At 63.7% G+C, this 19,568-nt stretch carries 20 protein-coding genes; 8 read left to right on the top strand and 12 right to left on the bottom strand.

Features of this window, described 5'->3' with window-relative positions:
• Positions 1–5: 5 nt before the first annotated feature.
• From L8F45_RS11800 to parC, 5 genes are all read right to left on the bottom strand, one after another.
• Positions 6–533 (bottom strand): VOC family protein, encoded by a 528-nt coding sequence (locus L8F45_RS11800; protein WP_342363066.1) that lies wholly within the window; start codon positions 531–533, stop codon positions 6–8.
• A gap of 121 nt (positions 534–654) precedes the next feature.
• Complete coding sequence (locus L8F45_RS11795) at positions 655–1,062, bottom strand: hypothetical protein (protein ID WP_342363065.1); 408 nt, start codon at positions 1,060–1,062, stop codon at positions 655–657.
• On the bottom strand, positions 1,056–1,418 hold the full coding sequence (locus L8F45_RS11790) for an alpha/beta fold hydrolase (protein ID WP_342363064.1): 363 nt from the start codon (positions 1,416–1,418) through the stop codon (positions 1,056–1,058). The genes L8F45_RS11795 and L8F45_RS11790 overlap by 7 nt, the downstream gene beginning before the upstream one ends.
• A 75-nt stretch (positions 1,419–1,493) precedes the next feature.
• Positions 1,494–2,264, bottom strand: a complete 771-nt coding sequence (locus tag L8F45_RS11785; protein ID WP_342363063.1) for an AAA family ATPase — start codon at positions 2,262–2,264, stop codon at positions 1,494–1,496.
• 9 nt (positions 2,265–2,273) lie between these two features.
• On the bottom strand, positions 2,274–4,520 hold the full coding sequence (gene parC / locus L8F45_RS11780; RefSeq protein WP_342363062.1) for a DNA topoisomerase IV subunit A: 2,247 nt from the start codon (positions 4,518–4,520) through the stop codon (positions 2,274–2,276).
• 144 nt (positions 4,521–4,664) lie between these two features.
• On the opposite strand from parC, the gene L8F45_RS11775 reads away from it, so the two are divergent.
• Positions 4,665–5,114 carry an EF-hand domain-containing protein gene (locus L8F45_RS11775; RefSeq protein ID WP_342363061.1) on the top strand — a complete coding sequence of 150 codons (450 nt, stop codon included), beginning with the start codon at positions 4,665–4,667 and terminating at the stop codon, positions 5,112–5,114.
• A 26-nt stretch (positions 5,115–5,140) separates the two neighbouring features.
• On the opposite strand, the gene L8F45_RS11770 is transcribed toward L8F45_RS11775, so the two are convergent.
• The 5 genes from L8F45_RS11770 to L8F45_RS11750 form a co-directional block, all read right to left on the bottom strand.
• A complete protein-coding gene (locus L8F45_RS11770) occupies positions 5,141–5,641 on the bottom strand; it encodes an RDD family protein (protein WP_342363060.1) in 501 nt (166 codons plus the stop codon).
• A gap of 175 nt (positions 5,642–5,816) precedes the next feature.
• Positions 5,817–6,146: a helix-turn-helix domain-containing protein gene (locus L8F45_RS11765; RefSeq protein WP_342363059.1), complete on the bottom strand. Its 330-nt coding sequence runs from the start codon at positions 6,144–6,146 to the stop codon at positions 5,817–5,819.
• A gap of 50 nt (positions 6,147–6,196) precedes the next feature.
• Complete coding sequence (locus L8F45_RS11760; protein ID WP_342363058.1) at positions 6,197–6,448, bottom strand: type II toxin-antitoxin system RelE family toxin; 252 nt, start codon at positions 6,446–6,448, stop codon at positions 6,197–6,199.
• Between the two features lie 119 nt (positions 6,449–6,567).
• A complete protein-coding gene (locus L8F45_RS11755; RefSeq protein WP_425329999.1) occupies positions 6,568–7,809 on the bottom strand; it encodes a threonine ammonia-lyase in 1,242 nt (413 codons plus the stop codon).
• Positions 7,806–9,182: a branched-chain amino acid ABC transporter permease gene (locus tag L8F45_RS11750; RefSeq protein WP_342363057.1), complete on the bottom strand. Its 1,377-nt coding sequence runs from the start codon at positions 9,180–9,182 to the stop codon at positions 7,806–7,808. The genes L8F45_RS11755 and L8F45_RS11750 overlap by 4 nt, the downstream gene beginning before the upstream one ends.
• Before the next feature lie 135 nt (positions 9,183–9,317).
• On the opposite strand from L8F45_RS11750, the gene L8F45_RS11745 reads away from it, so the two are divergent.
• Positions 9,318–11,189: a glycoside hydrolase family 15 protein gene (locus L8F45_RS11745; protein WP_342363056.1), complete on the top strand. Its 1,872-nt coding sequence runs from the start codon at positions 9,318–9,320 to the stop codon at positions 11,187–11,189.
• 47 nt (positions 11,190–11,236) lie between these two features.
• On the opposite strand, the gene hemB is transcribed toward L8F45_RS11745, so the two are convergent.
• Positions 11,237–12,280 (bottom strand): porphobilinogen synthase, encoded by a 1,044-nt coding sequence (gene hemB, locus L8F45_RS11740; RefSeq protein ID WP_342363055.1) that lies wholly within the window; start codon positions 12,278–12,280, stop codon positions 11,237–11,239.
• 118 nt (positions 12,281–12,398) lie between these two features.
• On the opposite strand from hemB, the gene L8F45_RS11735 reads away from it, so the two are divergent.
• The 6 genes from L8F45_RS11735 to L8F45_RS11710 all read left to right on the top strand — a co-directional run bounded on the left by L8F45_RS11735 (position 12,399) and on the right by L8F45_RS11710 (position 18,564).
• On the top strand, positions 12,399–13,442 hold the full coding sequence (locus L8F45_RS11735; RefSeq protein ID WP_342363054.1) for an enoyl-CoA hydratase/isomerase family protein: 1,044 nt from the start codon (positions 12,399–12,401) through the stop codon (positions 13,440–13,442).
• Positions 13,443–13,449: 7 nt separating this feature from the next.
• Positions 13,450–13,872 carry a DUF6163 family protein gene (locus tag L8F45_RS11730; RefSeq protein ID WP_342363053.1) on the top strand — a complete coding sequence of 141 codons (423 nt, stop codon included), beginning with the start codon at positions 13,450–13,452 and terminating at the stop codon, positions 13,870–13,872.
• A 200-nt stretch (positions 13,873–14,072) separates the two neighbouring features.
• Positions 14,073–14,585 carry a transcriptional regulator LdtR gene (gene ldtR, locus L8F45_RS11725; protein ID WP_342363052.1) on the top strand — a complete coding sequence of 171 codons (513 nt, stop codon included), beginning with the start codon at positions 14,073–14,075 and terminating at the stop codon, positions 14,583–14,585.
• Between the two features lie 252 nt (positions 14,586–14,837).
• Entirely contained in the window at positions 14,838–16,100 is a 1,263-nt protein-coding gene (locus L8F45_RS11720) for a L,D-transpeptidase family protein (RefSeq protein WP_342363051.1), read from the top strand.
• Between the two features lie 236 nt (positions 16,101–16,336).
• Positions 16,337–17,614 carry a dicarboxylate/amino acid:cation symporter gene (locus L8F45_RS11715; protein ID WP_342363050.1) on the top strand — a complete coding sequence of 426 codons (1,278 nt, stop codon included), beginning with the start codon at positions 16,337–16,339 and terminating at the stop codon, positions 17,612–17,614.
• Positions 17,615–17,667: 53 nt separating this feature from the next.
• Complete coding sequence (locus L8F45_RS11710; protein ID WP_342363049.1) at positions 17,668–18,564, top strand: amino acid ABC transporter substrate-binding protein; 897 nt, start codon at positions 17,668–17,670, stop codon at positions 18,562–18,564.
• A gap of 32 nt (positions 18,565–18,596) precedes the next feature.
• Here the strand turns inward: L8F45_RS11710 and L8F45_RS11705 are convergent, their stop codons facing one another.
• Positions 18,597–19,469 (bottom strand): hypothetical protein, encoded by an 873-nt coding sequence (locus L8F45_RS11705; protein WP_342363048.1) that lies wholly within the window; start codon positions 19,467–19,469, stop codon positions 18,597–18,599.
• Positions 19,470–19,568: the final 99 nt, after the last annotated feature.

Genomic DNA, 19,568 nt, shown 5'->3' with positions numbered 1-19,568 from the left:
GCCGCTCAGACGAGTGGCGGCTCGGCCAGCAAGCTTTGTAGATCGAGCCGCTGCGTCACCATCTTGAGATGGCCGTCGGCGTCGTAGGGCCACTGCTCGCGCGGCTTGTCCCAGTAAAGTTCAACGCCGTTCTGATCGGGGTCGCTGAGATAGAGCGCTTCGCTGACGCCGTGATCGCTGGCGCCGTCGAGCTGGATGCCGGCCTTGATCAGGCGACGGAAGGCGTCGGCGAGCGCAGCCCGCGTCGGATAGAGAATGGCCGTGTGATAGAGGCCCGTCGTTCCCGGCGCGGGCGGACGGGCGCCTTTGCTCTCCCAGGTGTTGAGGCCGATATGGTGGTGATAGCCGCCGGCGGACAGGAACGCCGCCTGAGCGCCGTAGCGCTGGGTGAGTTCGAAGCCGAGCACGCCGCTATAGAAGGCGATGGCGCGATCGAGATCGGCGACCTTGAGATGGATGTGGCCGATCCGCGTCTGGGGATGGATCGGCGTGCTCGTCGCCTCGGCGGCGGCCTTTTCGAGCGTGGCGGACATGGGCGCGAACTCCCGCGGAATTGGTTCGCCCGTGATGTGCGCCTTCCGACGCCGCATCGCCAGCCCCTGCGTTGCAAAAGCGACCTTGCAGAGACGCCGTCAAAACCGCCTGACGTGATATTTACGCAAGCGCCTGCGCAATAGCGGCTGCGACGCCCGAGGGATTCTCCCACGCCATGGAATGGCCGGCGTTGGCGACGACCGAGACCTTCACGCCATTGCCCGGCAATCGATCGAAATCGGGATGCGGCAACGTCTTCTCGCCGAAGATCATCGTGGGGGGGATGGTGAGCGCGTAGAGCTGCTCGCGCCAGGAAGGCGTTTCACCGACGACGAGGCAGGTCGCCGCCCGATGCGCCGCGAGAGGCGTCCAGAGGGACAGGGAAGCCGCCCATGTCCCATTGCCATCGGCTCGGGCGCCGCGAACGGTCTCCTCATGGCCGCGCGTGACATAGTCGGCTTCCGCCCAGGCCGCGATCTTGCGGCTTCCGGCGCCGCCGCCAGCATCGAGATTGGATTCGCTCAGCACAAGACGATCGAGGCGAGGGCCAAGCAGCGTCGCAGTCGCGATCGCGACGGCTCCCCCATGCTGTGGCCGAAGAGATCGACCGAAGCAAAGCCGAGCTCTTGAACAAGCGCTGCGACCGTTTGCGCGTGATCGGACACCGCATAGCCGAAATCTGTCGGCCGGTCGCTGAAACCTGCGCCGAGCAGATCGACAAGCAGCATGCGACGTCCGCGCAACGCCGGATCGGCTGCGATCTCGGGATAATCGCAGGACGACGCGCAGCGCAGTCCGTGAATGAAAATGAGCGGCGCGCTGTCGCCGGGAAGATCGTGATAGCGAAGCGCGGCTCCACGAAAGCCGGTATCAAAGCTTTTCATATCCAGCCTATCTCTGCGAGCGCTGCCGCCAATTCATGGCGACGCCATGTCGCCGTAGTCGAGTGAGCATGGTTCTCAATCGAGCATTGAATCGACAAACATATCGGGGTCGAGGAAAAACTCCCGCATGACCCGGAAATGTTCGATTTGATCGAGCTTCACCCGCTCGACGCCGTACTTCGTAAGCTTGAACAGCGTCGCGTTCGGGCACGCCATCAGGAGCGGCGAATGCGTGGCCATGAGCACTTGGCATTTTTCCGAACGATCCATACGGCGCAGCAGCTTCAAAAATTCGATCTGACGCATCGGCGACAGCGCGCTCTCCGGCTCGTCGAAGATGAAGAACCCCTGACGCTGACAGCGCTCTTCAAAGAATCTCAGGAATCCTTCGCCGTGAGAATGCGAAAGGAAATCGGGTGGCGGGCCGCCTCCAGGCTCTCGAGCCGCCTCGTCGAGATAGCGCGCAACCGAGAAGAAACTTTCCGCGCGGAAGAACCATCCTTGAGTAATCTTTGGCAGCCACGACGCCCTCAGCGCGACGGAAAGCGAGACGCCGCTCTTGTCTATCGCATTCGAGTGGTCGACAGGCATGTAGCCCTTGCCGCCGCCGGCCTCGTCATAGCCGGCAAGACCGGCGATCGCTTCAAGCAGGGTTGATTTTCCGGTTCCATTCTCGCCGACGACAATCGTGATCGCCTTGTCGAAAACCAGCTCGAAGTCACGATCTTTGAACAATGGCAGGCAGAAGGGATAGGGCGTCCAGTCCGCGACGCGGTCCGGAGCCAACCAAATGCGCTTGAGATAGGGCGCAGGGAGCTTTGTGAGATTCCCGCTGCGCCGCGCCATTGAAACCGCTTATCCCGAGAATTTATTGCTTTTCGGAAATCCCTTCGGCGGCAGGCGGCCGGCGTCGCCGCGCGCGCCGATCCAGTCCTTGAGATCGGGCTTTCCGACCGTGAAGGTGCGGCCGGCGCTGTCCTGCCAGGTCAGGCCTTCCTTCATCGCGAAGACGCGCGCGTCCGAGAGGCCGCCATCGCGATATTTCTGCAAGCGTACGCCCTTGCCGCGCGCCATCTCCGGAATTTCGGCGAGCGGGAAGACGAGCATCTTGCGGTTCTCGCCGATGACGGCGACATGGTCGCCAGCGGCAGGGGCGACGACGACGAGCCGGTCGCCTTCATCGACGCCGAGCACATTCTTGCCCTTGCGCGTGTTGGCGATGATCTCGTCGGTCGGCGTGACGAAACCGCGGCACTGATAGCTCGCGACGAGCAGCTTGGCGCCGGCTTCATAGGGCATCGACGCGACGAACTCGACGCCCGCCTCGACATCGACCATCAGCGAAATCGGATCGCCATAGCCGCGCCCGCCCGGCAGCTTCGCCGCATCAAGCGTGTAGCATTTGCCGTTCGAGGCGAAGACAAGGATCTTCGCGATCGTCTCGGTCTTGAATGCGACATTGAGCGCATCGTCGCCCTTGAAGGCGAGCGACGACAGATCGTCCACATGGCCCTTGAGCGCGCGGATCCAGCCCTTCTTCGAGACGACCACGGTGATCGGCTCGCGCTCGACCAGCGCTTCGTCGAGATTGATGTCGCCGATGTCAGGCGCGTCGGCAAATGTCGTGCGGCGTTTGCCGAGCTTGGTCTCGCCGCCGAAGCGCTTCTTCACGTCGCGGATCTCGACGCTGATCATTTTCCACTGCTTGTCTTCGGAGGCGAGCAGCGCGTCGATGTCGCTCTTCTCCTTCGTGAGGTCGTCGAGCTCTTTCTTGAGAGCCATCTCCTCCAGTTTGCGCAGCGCGCGCAGGCGCGTGTCGAGGATCGCGTTCGCCTGGATTTCGCTGAGCGTGAAGGCGCGCATCAGCTCTTCCTTCGGCTCATCCTCCTCGCGGATGATCTTGATGACGCGATCGAGATCGAGATAGACGATCAGCAGCCCGCGCAGGATTTCGAGCCGCTTGTCGATCTGGCCGAGACGATGGCGCGACCGCCGCTGCAGCACGACGCGGCGATGGTCGAGCCAGACCTGCAGCGCTTCGGAAAGACCGATCACGCGCGGGACGACGCCGTCGACGAGCACGTTCATGTTGAGCGAGATGCGGCTTTCCAGCTCCGTCAGGCGGAACAGCGATTCCATCATCAGCGTCGGATCGACGGTGCGCGCGCGCGGCTCGAGCACGATCCGCACATCCTCGGCGGATTCATCGCGCACGTCGGCGAGAAGCGGCAGCTTCTTCTCGTTGATGAGCTCCGCAAGCTTCTCGATCAACCGCGACTTGCTGACGAGCCATGGAATCTCGGTGACGACGATCTGCCAGCCGCCGCGCGCGGTCTCTTCCTTCGTCCAGCGCGCGCGCACGCGGAAGCCGCCGCGGCCGGTGCGATAGGCGTCCGCGATGCTTTCGCGGGAATCGACAATCACGCCGCCGGTCGGGAAATCCGGCCCCTGCACGAAATTCAGCAGCTTGTCCGACGGCGTGTTGCGATGGGTGATGAGATAGAGCGCGGCGTCGCAGAGTTCCGCAAGGTTGTGCGGAGGGATTGAGGTCGCCATGCCGACGGCGATGCCCTGCGCGCCATTGGCGAGCATGTTCGGAAAAGCCGCCGGCATGACCGAAGGCTCTCCCGACTGGCCGTCATAGTTCGGACGGAAGTCGACCGCGTCCTCGTCGATGCCTTCATGGAGAAGGCGCGCGACGTCGGTCATGCGCGCTTCGGTGTAGCGATAGGCGGCCGGATTATCGCCGTCGATGTTGCCGAAATTGCCCTGGCCGTCGACGAGCGGATAGCGCGTGGCGAAATCCTGGGCGAGACGAACCAGCGCGTCATAGATCGCCTGATCGCCATGGGGGTGGAAGCCGCCCATCACGTCGCCGACGATCTTCGCGCATTTCTTGAACGCTGCGCCGGGATCGAGCCGGAGCAGCCGCATGCCATAGATGATGCGGCGATGAACCGGCTTCAGCCCGTCGCGGGCGTCCGGCAGCGCGCGGCCCATGATCGTGGACAGGGCGTAGGCGAGATAGCGCTCTTCCAGCGCCTCCCGCAGATTGATCGCCTCGACATTGCCGCCCGTCGGCGGATCGACTCTTTTACCCATTTGGAGGCGCTAGCGCGGGGGGTGATTCGTGTCCATTCACGCGACTTGCGCAAAAACCGGGCATGCCGCTACGAAACCCGTGAGGGCGTGAACGCCCCGGCCTCGCCATATTCCTGCGCGAAGCGTCCTTCCGAGAAGGGCGAGATGATGACGATATTGCGCGGATGGGCTGCGGCGGGCGCCGCGATCCTCATGGTGGTTGCGGGAGCGCCTGCGCTTGCGCAGCAAACAAAACCTGCGCCGGCGCGTCAGCTTGATCGCGCCCCGAGCGACGTCGCTGCGCGCAAGGCGGCGCGTGTGGACCGCATGTTCAAGCTCGCCGATCGCAATCGCGACAATTCCGTCTCCCGCGCTGAATATTTGCAATGGTACAGGACGACGGCGCGCCGTCGCAGCCCGCTCACCTGGAAGACCTACGCCGCCAAGACCTTCCGGCAGCTCGATGTCGGACAGGCGGGGCGACTGACCAAGATGCAATTCGCCGAGGATCCGTTCTTCCGCCGCACGCGGCCGGGCTGGGCGACGGCGGGCGCGCCGAAATCGACCGACGAAGCCTCCGGCGCAGCTTTGGAGCATGAAGGGTCTTCGCAATAAGCCGCTTGAGCCGGGCGTTGTGACGTTCAGGGTCGCTTCCTGATCACCACGCCTGTCGCGAAATCGTGCAGCAGGCGATGCTGGCTGTTGAAAAGTCCGACCAGCAACACGGGCGGGAACGTCATACTGACATAGAACAGCACCGCATGGGCGCCCGCGACGAGGAAGTCGAGCGGCCTCCCGAACACGTCGATCGCCTCAAGTCCCATGGCGCGCATGCCCCAGGTGCCATGTCCCGGTCCCGACATGGTGAATGCATTGTAAAAGAACGCGGTCAGGGGAAACACCAGCGGCAGCGCAAGCCATGACAGGCCGAAGGTGAATATCCCGCTGAAAGCTACGAGCACGAAGATCGCGACCCCGATCAGCGCGATGAACAGGAAATCAAAGCCGAACGCGCAGGCGCGCGCGACGAGCGTCTGTGTGTCGCCGAGGTCATCGATTGGCGCGGAGAGCGCGTCAGGACCCTCAGTCTGCGCGCGCTTGCGGCGCGTCGACCAGAGCGTGTCGTGAAAATCGCCTCTCATGAAACCATGTTCCGTCCGCCGAAACCGGCGGCAATGTAGGACGCGGCTCGGCGATTGCAACGCGGACGTTGGGGCATTGATCTGAGGTCCTGATCGCCGCGGGATGAAATTTCAGGGGTGGCGCGCCCTCAAAGCCTGCGATTCCGCAAGCGAGGACTGCCGCTGCGTGGCGTCCTCACAAATCATCCAGGGCCACGTTGAGCGCCGCAGCAATTTTTTTCATTGTCTCAAAACTCCCCTCGCGCTGGCCATTTTCGATTTGACTGAGGAAGGGCGCGCTCACCCCGATCTCGGCCGCAAGCGCACGCGCGCTCATTTTGCGATATTCGCGCCAAACCTTGATCGCGGGCTCGCCGTCAATGATTCGATCCGCAAAGGCGGCGGGAAGCAGTTCCTCCTCGCCGCTGGCGAGGCGCCTCTTCGCCGAGTCATATGCGCGAACATCGACCGCCTCTTCGGCCGCCTCGACAAGGCGCTCATAGTCGGCGAGGGGCAGGATCGCCATGCGATCCCCGCTCGGAGTCGTAATAATGTCAGGTTTTCCCATGGTCCGTCTCAGTCATAGACGCCGCCGCGCGGGCCTATTGCGAGCACGGCGATCACGTCGCCACGCTCATCGAAAATCACACGCCAGTCTCCAACGCGAAGCCGATAGCCGTCGCGCCCTTGAAGTTTCGTGACGTTGTTCGCCTGCCCCGCCGGGGCCACCGCATATTGTTTGATCTTTTCCCTGATCCGCGCCGCCTCGTTTGTCGGAATGCGCCGAAGCGTCTTGATGGCCGCTTTGCTGTACGCGATCTCTTTCACAGAGAGCTGATAGCATATAGATAATATATCTGGCAATAAGGATTAGCTCTGGGCTATCTTCGTGGCGTCGTTGCGCGTGAGCGTCGGCGCGCAATTGCAAACTGACAACGACCATTGGGTCAGTCGACGGGACCCAACCCGCGCGGGTCGAGCCTGGCCGGCGAATAGCCTTCATTCGCGAGCGTCTCCAGCAATTCGCGCGCATGAGCGGCGTCGCGCGTCTCCACGGTCAGATCGAGCGAAACGCCTTTCGCCGGCACATCGATGAACAGGCGGCCATGACTGACTTCAAGGATGTTCGCGCCGAGCTCGCCAACGCGCGTCGCGATCTTGCCGAGGATGCCAGGTCGATCGCTTGTGGTGACGCGAAATGACACGATCCGGTCAGCGCGCTCCAGCGCGCGCACCATGATCGAGGCCAGCATGCGCGCGTCGATATTGCCGCCGCAGAGAATAAGACCGACCTTGCGACGAGCGAAGCGCTCTTTCTGCGCCAGAACGGCGGCGAGGCCCGTCGCGCCGGCGCCTTCAGCCATGACGCGCTGATAGGTCGCGAAGATGTTGATCGCGTCCTCGATCTCGGTCTCGTTGACGCAGATGATGTCGCTGAACAGCTTCTGCACCACAGGCAGCGTCAGCGCGCCCACATTCTTCACCGCGATGCCTTCGGCAAGCGTCGCGCCGCCGATCGGCCGCTCGCGATGATGCATGGCGTTGTCGAAGGAGGCGAAGGACTCAGCCTCCACGCCGACGATTTCGATATCAGGCTTCACGGCTTTGGCAGCGATAGCGTTGCCGGCGCCGAGGCCGCCGCCGCCCAAGGGAATGACGAGCGCGTCGAGGTCGGGATGCTCGTCCAGCATTTCGAGCGCGATGGTGCCCTGGCCCGCCATGATGCGCGCATCATCGTAGGGATGAACGAACACGAGTTCTTCCTCGGCGGCGATGCGGCGCGCCTCGGTCTGCGATTCCGCCAGCGTCTCGCCATGCAGGATGACGCGCGCGCCATAGCCGCGCGTGTTCTCGATTTTCACCAGAGGCGTGCCGTCCGGCATCACGATCGTCGCGGGCACGCCGAGGCGACCGGCATGATAGGCGACGGCCTGCGCGTGATTTCCCGCCGACATCGCGATGACGCCGCGCCCGCGCTCTTCGGCGCTGAGGGATGCAAGCTTCACGATCGCGCCGCGTTCCTTGAAGGAGCCCGTCGCATGCATCGTTTCATATTTGACGACGATGTCGGCGCCGGTCAGCGCCGAAAGCTTCGGCGCGGCGAGGCAGGGTGTGCGCGCAAGCTCGCCTTTCAGGATGCGCGCCGCGTCGCGCACGTCGTCGATCGTTATCGCAAACTTGTTGCTCACAATGCGCGCCCCTGCGGTCTGTCTTTCGTTCCGCCCTCGCCGAAGAATCCGCCCGGCCGGAAGATCAGCACCACCGACAGCAGGGAGAACACGGCGACGTCGCGCCATTCGATCGGCATCGTCGACGACCATAGCGCTTCGAGCGCGCCGACGGCCAGCCCGCCGAGCATCGCCCCGCCGACGGAGCCGACGCCGCCGACGATCGCGCCGACCAGCGCCTTCAGCCCGAACACGCCGCCGCCGCCAAATCCCATGCCGCCGATATGCAGCGTCAGCAAGAAGCCCGAGAGACCCGCGACGCAACAGGCGAGGGCGCACGCGGTCATCACAGTCCTCTGCACGTCGACGCCGCACATCGACGCCGCGACCGCATCGTCGGCTGCGGCGCGCCAGGCGCGGCCGTAGCGGCTGCGACGCATGAACAGCACGAGCGCGACCGAGGACAGGATCGCAGCGGCGCTGACGATGAGCGTGATCGGCGTCGTGGTTGCGGCGAAGTCGGGCGCGTCGGCGAGCGAGATTGGCTCGTTCCAGACCGGCGACATCCAGCGCGTGTTGTAGCCTTGTGTGAGACGGATGCCCTCGGAGATCGCGAGCGCAAGGCCGACGGTCGCGATCAGCACATGTTGTCCGGACTGGCGGACAACAGGCGCGAGCACGAGTTTCGCGGCGGCCGCGCCCCAGCTCGCGGTCACCCAGGCGGCGAAGGCGAGGCCAATGGCGAGAAGCGCCAGCGTGTCCGCGACGCCGCCGGCCTGCGCCAGCGCGACGCCAAGCGTGACGCCGGCTGCGCCGAGCGCCGCGAATTCGCCGAACGTGAGGATGATGCGCCCAACCAAGCCATAGACCAGCGCATAGGCGGTCGCGAGCAACCCCGTGACGGCGGTGAGCGGCAGGCCAGCGACCGCCTGCTGGATGGCGTAGGCGGCGCGCTTCGATGTCCTGCCAAGCAGCGGCTTGCGCGTCGGCGGCGGGGGAATGCGCAGCGCAGCCTCCGGCTGATCGAGCCAATAGCGGCGCAGGAAAAACAGCGAGGCGTCGCTCATCCGCCCGCGTTCGGTGATCACGGAAACGAGATCGGTCTTGCGCGCCCCGAGCCCTTCCTCGGCGAAGGCGCAGACCACGAACCGAGCCCGCTGCCGCCCCGACGTCTCGTTCGCGACATAGTCGACCCGGACGCTCGCCGCGGAGGGGCCGCGACCGACGCGCGTCACAGTGACGGCCGAGTCATCCGGCGCCAGCGCCGGCAGCATGGCCCGGCACAGGCGCGACTGGGCCTCATCGGCGTTGTCGGGCCCGCTCAGCAGCACGCTGACGAGGATGCCGGCGGCGAAGGCGAGGACGCCGATAATGATCAGGTGACTGAAACGCACGGCCGCATCACTGGCCTGAATCGCTTTGCGGGGAAAGAGAGGGGCGGGGATCGCCTGCGACCAGCCGCCGCGGGCGCGGCGAACAGTTCAAGCGCTCGCGCATTGGCACAAGTCGAGTCGCTGAACGGATCGAGCATGTCGAAGCCTCTTGAAGACTACGCTCTGATCGGCAACGCGGCGACAGCCGCGCTGGTGGCGCGCGACGGCTCGATCGATTGGCTGTGCCTGCCGCGTTTCGATTCCGGCGCCTGTTTCGCCGCGCTGCTTGGCGATGAAAGCCATGGCTATTGGCGCATCGCGCCGGACGGCGATCACGAGGCGACCCGCGACTATCTGCCGGGAACAGCAGTGCTCGAGACAAAGTTCCGGACCGCGACTGGAGAGATCTCGCTGATCGACCACATGCCGTTCACGGACGAGGAGGAGAAGAGCGACGTCGTTCGGGTCGTCCGCTGCGTGAAAGGCGAGGTCGCCGTCCGCATGGAGCTCGCGCTGCGTTTCGACTATGGCCAGACCGCGCCCTGGGTGCGTCGTCGCGATTATGGTCTGACCGCGGTCGCTGGGCCGCATGCGATTGAACTCCATGCGCGCACGCCGCTTGTCGGCCGTGACATGGTCACCACTTCGGAATTCACGTTGCGCGAAAAGGAGAGCGCATCCTTCACGCTCTCATATCATCCTTCCAATGCTTCGCCGCGCTTCGTTTCCGATCATGCGGAAAGTCTCGACCGCACCGTCACGCGATGGCGTGAATGGACGAAGCAATGCCGCTTCGAAAGCGATGACGAACGCTGGACGGAAGCGGTGCGCCGTTCGCTGATTACGCTGAAGCTTCTGACCTTCGCGCCGACCGGAGGCATCGTCGCGGCGCCGACCACATCGCTGCCGGAAGCGTTCGGCGGCTCGCGCAATTGGGACTATCGCTATTGCTGGCTGCGCGATTCAGCGCTGACCCTGTACGCGCTTCTCAACGCCGGCTATCGCCAGGAGGCGGAGAGCTGGCGTCAATGGCTGTTGCGCGCCGCCGCCGGCCGTCCCGATCAATTGCGCATTCTCTACGGCGTCGCGGGCGAACGATGGATTCCCGAACTCATCGCGCCGTGGCTGCCGGGCTACGAGAACAGTTCGCCGGTGCGCGTCGGAAACGCCGCTGCCGAACAGGCGCAACTCGACGTTTATGGCGAACTGCTCGATGTTCTCCACACGGCGCGCGAAGCTGATCTCAGCGCGCTCGATGACGCCTGGAAGCTTGAGAAGGCGATGCTCGCCCATGTCGCGAAAGTCTGGCGCGAGCCCGATCAGGGCATCTGGGAGTCGCGCGGGCCGGCGCGCCATTACACTCATTCGCGCCTGATGTGCTGGGTGGCCTTCGATCGAGCGGTGAAGAGCGCGGAGCGTTTCAGGCTCGATGGTCCCGTGGATGAATGGCGCGCTCTTCGCGACGAAATTCACGCCGATATCTGCAAGCGCGGCTTCGACGCGAAGCGGAATTGCTTCGTGCAATATTACGGCGGCGAGGCGCTCGACGCCTCGCTGCTGCTGATGCCGCAGGCGGGCTTCCTGCCGCCCGATGATCCGCGCATCGCCGGCACGATCGCCGCGATCGAGCATGACCTCACCTATAAAGGGCTTGTGCGCCGCTACGATCCCAGGCTGCGCGTCGACGGCGTCGATGGCGACGAGCGGCTGTTTCTCGCCTGTTCGTTCTGGCTCGCGGACGCCTATGTCATGTCGGGCCGGCTCGATGAGGCGAAGGAGATGTTCGAAAGATTGCTCGCGCTGCGCAACGATGTCGGCCTGCTGGCGGAGGAGTTTGATCCCGCGACGCGTCGTCTGACCGGAAATTTTCCGCAGGGTTTTTCCCATATCGGACTCGTCAACACGGCGTTCAATCTGGTTCGCGCCTATGGCCCGGCGCGGCAGCGGGCCGAGGGCGGCGCGCCGAAAGGCGCGCAGGTCGACGGCGATGAAGGACGGCGGAAATCGAGCCAGAATGGCGGGGCGTGATCGCGCGACAGAAAGGCTGAAAACAGCAGTCGCGAGCGTCGAGGCGTTCAGCCCCTCAACTTCTCCGCCGCCTTCACCGCGAAGTAAGTCAGCACGCCGTCGCAGCCGGCGCGCTTGAAGGCCATCAGGCTCTCCATCATCGCCTTGTCGCCATCGAGCCAGCCATTCTGCGCGGCGGCCTGGATCATCGCGTATTCGCCCGACACCTGATAAGCGAAGGTCGGAACGCGGAACGTTTCCTTCACGCGCGCGCAGATGTCGAGATAGGGCAGACCCGGCTTGACCATCACCATGTCCGCGCCTTCGGCGAGATCGAGCTCGACCTCGCGCAGCGCTTCATCGCCGTTCGCCGGATCCATCTGATAGGTCTTCTTGTCGCCCTTCAGCGTCGCGTTGGAGCCGACCGCGTCGCGGAACGGGCCGTAGAAGGCGGAGGCGTATTTCGCGGCATAGGCCATGATCTGCACATCGGTGAAGCCTGCGGCGTCAAGACCTTTCCTGATGGCGCCCACTCTCCCATCCATCATATCTGACGGAGCAATCACGTCGGCGCCGGCTTCCGCCTGAATAAGCGACTGGCGCACGAGGATTGCGACCGTCTCATCGTTCAGGATGCGGCCGTCTTGCAAAAGCCCGTCATGCCCGTGGCTGGTGTAGGGATCGAGCGCGACGTCGGTGATGAGCCCGATCTCAGGCACGGCCTTCTTCACCGCGCGCAGCGCGCGGCAGATCAGGTTGTTGGGATTAAGCGCTTCCGAGCCGTCATCATCGCGCAGGCCTGGCGGCGTGTTGGGGAACAGCGCGATCGCGGGAATGCCGAGCCTCGCCGCCTTCTCCGCCTCGCCGGCCAAAAGGTCGACCGACACACGCTCCACGCCGGGCATGGAGCCGACCGCCTCTCTGACGTCCGAGCCCTCGGTCACGAAGACCGGCCAGATCAGATCAGCGGCCGTGAGCACGTTTTCGGCTGTCAGCCGGCGCGACCAGTCGGCCTTGCGGTTGCGGCGCATGCGGACCGGGAGATCGAGCCGCTCCGCCTGAGCGGCGTCGGCGCGCCGTGCGGGCTTGAACGGGGCGATGCGGGTCGACATGGGCGAAGCTCCGAAATACGCCCGCTCATAACACATTGGAACCTGTCCAAGGAAACGCCGGTTTGACGCGCGTCAAATTCGCGCGTTAGGCGGGGTTCCCTCCCTCCTGCCTTCCCGTATGACCGCCGAACCCGACATCATCTGCGAACGCGTGGGCGCCGCCGGCGTCGTGACGCTTAATCGTCCCAAGGCCTTGAATGCGCTCAATCTCGGCATGGTCCGGGCGCTTGCGCCGGCCCTGCGGGATTGGGCGGCCGATCCCGCCGTCACCCGCGTCATCATCAAGGGCGCCGGCGACCGCGCCTTCTGCGCCGGCGGCGACATCCGCACGCTCTACGAGCAGGGCAGGGCGGGCGATCTCAATGAAGCCATGACCTTCTGGGGCGAGGAATATCGCCTGAATGCGATGATTTCCCGCTATCCCAAGCCCTATGTCGCGCTGATCGACGGCATCGTCATGGGAGGCGGCGTCGGCCTGTCGCTCCACGGGTCGCACCGGGTCGGGGGCGACCGCTATCTCTTCGCCATGCCGGAGGTCGGGATCGGCTTCTTCCCGGATGTTGGAGCGACCTACGCCCTGCCGCGCCTGCCCGGCGAAGCGGGGACCTGGGCGGCGCTGACGGGCGATCGGGTGAAGATCGGCGACGGGGTCGCGCTCGGGCTGGTTAACGCCTATGTCCCCACATCCGAAATGTTGGGCCTGCTGGATGCGCTGACATCAGGTGAAAATGTCGATGATGCGATCAGCGCGCGCGCCCGGTCGCCCGCGTCCGGTCCCGTCGCCGGCGAGCGCGACATGATCGATCGCTGCTTCGCCGGATCGTCGGTGGAGGACATCCTTGCGCGGCTCGATGCGAACGGCTCATCGCCTTTCGCCGCCGCCTGCGCCGCCACGATGCGGACCAAATCGCCTATGAGTTTGAAAATCGCCTTCGAGCAGATGCGGCGCGGCAAGACGCTGACGTTCGAGGAGGCGATGGCGATGGAATTCCGCATCGTGTCACGCGTCGCCAGAGGACATGATTTCTATGAAGGCGTGCGCGCCGTGATAGTCGACAAGGACAACGCGCCGCGCTGGAAGCCGGCGACGCTCGCGGAGGTTTCCGACGCGGATGTCGCCAGGCATTTCGCGTCGCTCGGCGCCGACGAATGGACCGCATGAAGTCGCAATGACCGATCACCTCGATCTCGGGCCGAAAACGCGCGCGGCGCGGCGCATGCCGCGCTGGACGCTGCAATTGTCGTTCTTCATGCGCGCGGTCGCGGCCGCATGGTTCGTGAAGGGCGTCACCTGGTGGATGGATATTTTCGGTTTTGATCAGGCCGCCGATTTTGAATCGAAACGCGCGGCCGTGAAGGCGGTGACAATTGGTTTCGGCGTGATGGATCTCGTCGCCGCCGTGGGCATGTGGCTGCTCAGCGCCTGGGGCGGCGTGATGTGGCTGCTCGCGGTGACGACGGAGATTGTGCTGACTTTTGTCGCGCCGCGCGTCTTCACCGTCACCACCACGCGCATCGCGACTTTGGTGGCGCTTGTGGTGATCTATCTCTTCCTTTCATCGCTGTCGGCGCGTGAGGCGGAGCCGGAGTGAATCCGGTTGTTCGCGTGATCTCCGTTCACGTCTTGAAAAGACTAAAATTGCGTAATTTCAGCTTATATTTACGCCGAATCCGGCAAGATTTGATTCACGCTGGAATTTAAACTCGTCTTCATTGGCGAAACCTATTGTCGCCTCATCAAGGGCGCGGCGTCAGACTGCGACCCAACAAAACACAGGAAGAGGCGAAGACTATGAGCACGCAAGCGGCGACGCGTGCGGCCGACCGGCCGCAAACTGGAAAGACGGCGGTTGAAGCCGGCTATCTCGAAGCCCTCGGGCTCCTGGAACGGCTTCACCGTCGCCTTCTCGACGTCATCAAGGACGAACTGGATCGCAAGCAGATCGCGGAGATCAATGCTGTCCAGGCCCTCCTTCTCTACAATATTGCGGACAGCGAGCTGACGGCCGGTGAACTGCGCACCCGCGGCTACTATCTCGGCTCGAACGTGTCCTACAACGTCAAGAAGCTGGTCGAGATGGGCTATATGCATCACGCCCGCTCGCGCATCGACAAGCGCTCGGTGCGGATCAGCCTGACGGACAAGGGCCGGGCGGTCCATGGCCTGATCGCGGCGGTGCTGGAGAAGCACACCCGCTCCCTGGAGCCGGTCGGCGGCATCTCGTCGGACGACTTCTCCCGGATGAATCAGGCTCTTGGCCGCCTCGAGCGCTTCTGGGCGGATCACATCAAGTACCGCCTCTGATTTGAGCTTAAGTTCCTAGCGAATTCTATCCGGCGGACTTTTGTCCGCCGGCTTTCGCGCGGCTCATGCGGTTCACGCAGAGGTGATCCCCGCCGTGGTTCCCTCATGACGGCGACATCTTGATTCGCCTTAAAACGGCCATCGCTCAGGGTTCCTTAAGCGCGATACTGCATGTCATTGCGGGGGCGCGTCCCCTGGCCAAGCGCTTGGCCGGGCTTGTTGTCGTGACTCCGCTTCTTTAAATGGTGAGCGATGATGACGCGTGACGCGACGCCCTTTCTGACCCGCCGGACGGCGCTGTGGTCCCTAGCCACGACGGCGCTCGCGGCGCCGCTGGCGAGTGAAGCCTTCGCCCAGCAGGCCGAGTGGAGCCAGAGCTACGACGGCGCCTCGAGCCTCCGCGTGCAGCGCTCCACGGTTCCGCTCCTGTCCGAACAGACGGTTCAGGCGACCGAGCAAGCTATTGAACAATATCGCCAATTGGCTTCGTCTGGCCTCCAGCAAGTGCCTGCCGGCCAGTATCGCATCGGCTCACGCGGCCGCGGCGTCGTGGCTTTGCGTCAGCGCCTCGCCCAGACCGGCGACATCCCGCCGGAAGGCGCAGGCGGTTCCGACGTTTACGATTCCTTCGTCGACGCCGGCGTGCGCCGCCTCCAGGAGCGCCATGGCCTCAATCCCACAGGCTCCGTGAATAACCTGACGCTGTTCGCGATGAACGTGCCGGCGGCGACGCGTTTGCGGCAGCTCGAAGTGAATATTGTCCGCCTGCGGTCGCTCGCCAGCGGCGCGGCGCAGAACAGCCGCTACATCGCGACGAACATTCCCGCGGCGCGCATTGAAACGGTCGAAGGCGGCGTCGTGCAGACGCGCCACGCCGCGGTCGTCGGCAAGCCGGATCGTCAGTCGCCTGTGCTGTCGACGAAGATTCCGCAGATCAACTTCCATCCTTTCTGGACCACGCCGGCGTCAATCGTCCGCAAGGATCTCATTCCGAAGATGCGGTCGGAGCCGACCTATCTGACCGAAAACCACATTCGCATCTTCAACGGCCAGGGCCAGGAAGTGCCGGCGACGGCGATCAACTGGAATTCCGACGACGCGCTGAAATATCGCTTCCGTCAGGACCCCGGCGATTTCAATTCGATGGGCACCGTGCGCGTGAATATTCCGAGCCCGCACGGCGTTTATATGCACGACACGAATTCGAAGGGGCTGTTTGGCGACGATGCGCGCTTCCACTCCTCGGGCTGCATCCGCGTCCAGAACATCCGCGACTACGTCGCCTGGATTCTGAAGAATACGCCCGGCATGTCGCGTGAAAAAGTCGAAGAGCTGTTCCGCGGCGGCCAGCGCGTCGATGTGACCGTCGCCGATCCGGTGCAGGTCTACTGGGTTTACGTCACGGCCTGGGGCCAGCCGGATGGGCTGACCCAGTTCAGGGACGACATCTATAGCAAGGATGGGCTCGGCGCCGTGCCGGTCGCGTCCCTGCAGGGAGTCACCGCCAACGATTGAGTGAATTTGCCCTCCCTCGGTCAGGCGTGAACCACGCCCCGTTCTTCGAAAGGAGAGCGGGGCGTTGGTTTTTGCAGCGCGGCACAAATGATCGCCCGCGCGCCCCCGAGGCTCACAGGGAGGGGCGTTGAGGCGCCCCGATTGTGAAAGCCGACAAAATAATTCGCCGCGTGGGGTGGCAATTGCGGCGAAAACTTGCTCCGATCGGTCGCAGAGGAAATTGGGACGCGACTTCGATGAGCAAGAAATTCACGACGCTGATCCTGATCGGGATGATTCTTGGAATCGTGGTGGGGTGGGCGTGCAACGCCGCGTTCCCCGATCCGAAGACCGCTGCGCAGGTCGCCGGCTATATCTCCATCGTCACCGACGTCTTCCTGCGCCTGATCAAGATGATCATCGCGCCGCTGGTGTTTTCGACGCTGGTGGTCGGCATCGCCCATATGGGCGATTCAAGTTCGGTCGGTCGTATCGGCGTGAAGACCATGGTCTGGTTCGTCGGCGCGTCGCTGTGCTCGCTGCTCCTCGGCATGATCATGGTCAATCTGCTGCAACCGGGCGTTGGCCTTAACCTTCCGCTTCCAGACGCCGGAAGCGCCACCAATCTCAAGGTGTCGTCGCTGACGCTGAAGGAGTTCGTCACGCACCTCGTGCCGAAATCCGTGGTCGAGTCGATGGCGCAGAACGAGATCCTGCAGATCGTCGTGTTCTCGATTTTCGTCGGCGTCGCGATCGCGTCGCTTGGCGAGCGGGCGAAACTCGTCGCCGAAGTGGCTGACCAGATCGCGCATGTCATGCTCGAGATCACCGGTTATGTGATGAAGGCTGCCCCGCTTGCGGTGTTCGCGGCGATCGCCTCGACGGTGACGACGCAGGGCTTAAGCGTGCTCGTGACCTACGGCAAGTTCATGATCGAGTTCTACGTCTCGCTGTTCATCCTGTGGGGGCTGCTGGCGCTGGCGGGCTTCCTTGTCCTTGGGCCGCGCGTCACGAACCTTCTCGGGCGCATGCGCGAATCCTTCCTGCTCGCCTTCTCGACCGCGAGCTCGGAAGCCGCCTATCCCAAGATTCTCGAACAGCTCCAGCGTTTCGGCGTCTCGAAGCGGATCGCGAGCTTCGTGCTGCCGATGGGCTATTCGTTCAACCTCGACGGCTCGATGATGTACTGCACCTTCGCGACGCTCTTCATCGCGCAGGCCTACGGCATCCAGTTGAGCTGGGCGCAGCAGATCACCATGCTTCTGCTCCTTATGGTCACCAGCAAGGGCATGGCCGGCGTGCCGCGCGCCTCGCTCGTGGTCATCGCTGCGACCCTGACCACCTTCAACATTCCCGAAGCGGGACTGCTGCTGATCATGGGCATCGACCAGTTCCTCGATATGGGCCGCAGCGCGACGAATGTGGTCGGCAATTCGATCGCGACCGCCGTGGTCTCGAAATGGGAGGGCGAACTCGGCGAGAGCGACGAAGCGACGGCGGAACCTGTCGGCGCGCCGCAACCGGCGCTCGCCTGACGCGGCGGGCGCATCGCCGGCGCCTCGCGCGCCGGCTCGTCTGGGAGGATCTCATGCGACGGATTTGGGCCCCTGTGCTGGCTGCGCTTCTGTGCGCCAGCGGTTCCGCATCGGCGCAGGACGCTGGCGCGTCGAAGCTTGAAGGCGCGCTGAAGAAGATCAACGCGCGTGGCTCCGTGATCATCGGCTATCGCGAATCCTCATTTCCCTTCTCCTATCTCGTGGAGGGAAAGCCGATCGGCTATTCGATCGATCTGTGTCTCGCCGTCGTCGATGAGATCAGGCGCGAGATCGACAACGCCGATCTCAAGGTGGCGTACGAGCTGGTGACGCCCGACACACGCATCGCGGCAGTAGCGTCCGGCAAGGTCGATCTCGAATGCGGATCGACCACGAGCAATCGCGAGCGGCAGAAGGAGGTCGCCTTCTCGCCGATCATGTATGTCAGCGGCACCAAGCTGATGGTGAAGCGCGGCTCCGGTTTGCGCAGCTATCGCGACTTCGGCGGCAAGACGATCGTCGTGACGTCAGGGACGACCAACGAAGCGGCGCTGAAAGCGCTCAACGAGAAGGGCAAGCTCAACATCAACATCGTGACGGGCCGCGATCATGAAGAGAGCTATGGCATGGTCGCCGCAGGCAAGGCCGACGCTTTCGCGACTGATGACGTGCTTCTCTACGGCCTCATCGCCCGGCATCGCGCCGACGCGGACTTTATCGTCATCGGCGATTTTCTGTCGTTCGATCCCTACGGCCTGATGTTCGCCAAGGACGACGCTCACATGGCGGAGGTTGTGCGGCGCGCCTTCGAGACGATGGCGGCGAACCGCGATCTGATCGAATATTATCACCGCTGGTTCATCAGGCGGACGCCGACCGGCGAACAGATCGGCTTGCCGATGAATGCGCAACTCACCGAGATATTCCGGACCCTCGGCGTCGCGGACTGACGCCGAGGTTTTGTCGCCACTTTCGCCTGGCGCTATTTCAGCTTGTAGGCCTGCAGCTGCGGGCCGCCGCGTTCGCCGAGCATGTAGTCGACGCCCGGCAAGTGTCGCAGCGTGTCGCTGACATCGTCGGGCCAGGCGATCGCAACGCCCTGCGTGTCCTCGTCATAGGTTAGCGAGCCAGACTTACCGCCGGTCTGGGGCGGCGCGATCTTGATATTGGCCGGCGGCGAAGGGAAGGCGCGCGCCGCTCCGCGTTCAGCGAAATAGACGAATTCCTTGGTCGGTCCGACTTCGAAGCGCCACCAGCCGATCATCCATTTCGGCGCTTTTTGCACAATTCTCATCAGGATTTCGATGTCGACCCAACCCTGGAGAGACGCGGGATTCCACAGCGTCTGCTTCCGCTTCACGACATCAAAGCCCTTCGTGTAATCGACACCCGGGCCACCCTGGCCGGACTCGGCCGTGTTCCACATGTCGCCACTGAAATCGAGCGACACTCCCATATGGAATTTGATCGGTCTGAAAACGTCGCCATAGCCAGGCCTCTTGCCGCTGTCCGCGGGGATCCAGGCTTCGCCGAGACCGGCGTTCTTCAGCTTCTTCTCGATGTCGAATTGTCCGAGTGAGATCGGCGAGCCGATTGCGCCTCCGAGCTTGCCAACGAATGCATTGCAAGTCGTCGTAGTTGGCAGTCCCGCGGTGCTCTTGCCTTCCTTCCGCCGCTCGGCTTTCGCGACATCCTCGGTCTTCCATGTGTTCTGAAGACTTTGGTGGGTGACGCCGGTCAATATGAAGAAAAGATCGGCGCGTTGGCCGTTCGACGCGACGTCGCCTCTCCCTTGGGGATCATAGGCCGGAAGCTGGTCCAGAAATTTTTTCGCTTTTGCGCGAACATCAGCCATCGTCACAATCTCCAGTGCGCCGATGAGGGTCCGCGGCGCTAATGCGCGGCGTTTCGCGATTTTAGCTTCAGCGCACTGTGCTTTGGCGCACGTACGAAA

This window comes from Terrirubrum flagellatum, from assembly GCF_022059845.1.
Taxonomy (GTDB): Bacteria; Pseudomonadota; Alphaproteobacteria; order Rhizobiales; family Beijerinckiaceae; genus Terrirubrum; species Terrirubrum flagellatum.
Note: the sequence above shows the minus strand (reverse complement) of the source record. Positions and strands in the feature narration are given on the sequence as shown.

Coding starts and splice junctions, on each gene's coding strand:
- parC (WP_342363062.1), bottom strand. CDS start 4,520: ATGGGTAAAAGAGTCGATCCGCCGACGGGCGGCAATGTCGAGGCGATC.
- L8F45_RS11800 (WP_342363066.1), bottom strand. CDS start 533: ATGTCCGCCACGCTCGAAAAGGCCGCCGCCGAGGCGACGAGCACGCCG.
- hemB (WP_342363055.1), bottom strand. CDS start 12,280: ATGTCGACCCGCATCGCCCCGTTCAAGCCCGCACGGCGCGCCGACGCC.
- L8F45_RS11705 (WP_342363048.1), bottom strand. CDS start 19,469: ATGGCTGATGTTCGCGCAAAAGCGAAAAAATTTCTGGACCAGCTTCCG.
- L8F45_RS11770 (WP_342363060.1), bottom strand. CDS start 5,641: ATGAGAGGCGATTTTCACGACACGCTCTGGTCGACGCGCCGCAAGCGC.
- L8F45_RS11710 (WP_342363049.1), top strand. CDS start 17,668: ATGCGACGGATTTGGGCCCCTGTGCTGGCTGCGCTTCTGTGCGCCAGC.
- L8F45_RS11775 (WP_342363061.1), top strand. CDS start 4,665: ATGATGACGATATTGCGCGGATGGGCTGCGGCGGGCGCCGCGATCCTC.
- L8F45_RS11735 (WP_342363054.1), top strand. CDS start 12,399: ATGACCGCCGAACCCGACATCATCTGCGAACGCGTGGGCGCCGCCGGC.
- L8F45_RS11765 (WP_342363059.1), bottom strand. CDS start 6,146: ATGGCGATCCTGCCCCTCGCCGACTATGAGCGCCTTGTCGAGGCGGCC.
- L8F45_RS11745 (WP_342363056.1), top strand. CDS start 9,318: ATGTCGAAGCCTCTTGAAGACTACGCTCTGATCGGCAACGCGGCGACA.
- L8F45_RS11720 (WP_342363051.1), top strand. CDS start 14,838: ATGATGACGCGTGACGCGACGCCCTTTCTGACCCGCCGGACGGCGCTG.
- L8F45_RS11715 (WP_342363050.1), top strand. CDS start 16,337: ATGAGCAAGAAATTCACGACGCTGATCCTGATCGGGATGATTCTTGGA.
- L8F45_RS11790 (WP_342363064.1), bottom strand. CDS start 1,418: ATGAAAAGCTTTGATACCGGCTTTCGTGGAGCCGCGCTTCGCTATCAC.
- ldtR (WP_342363052.1), top strand. CDS start 14,073: ATGAGCACGCAAGCGGCGACGCGTGCGGCCGACCGGCCGCAAACTGGA.
- L8F45_RS11730 (WP_342363053.1), top strand. CDS start 13,450: ATGACCGATCACCTCGATCTCGGGCCGAAAACGCGCGCGGCGCGGCGC.
- L8F45_RS11785 (WP_342363063.1), bottom strand. CDS start 2,264: ATGGCGCGGCGCAGCGGGAATCTCACAAAGCTCCCTGCGCCCTATCTC.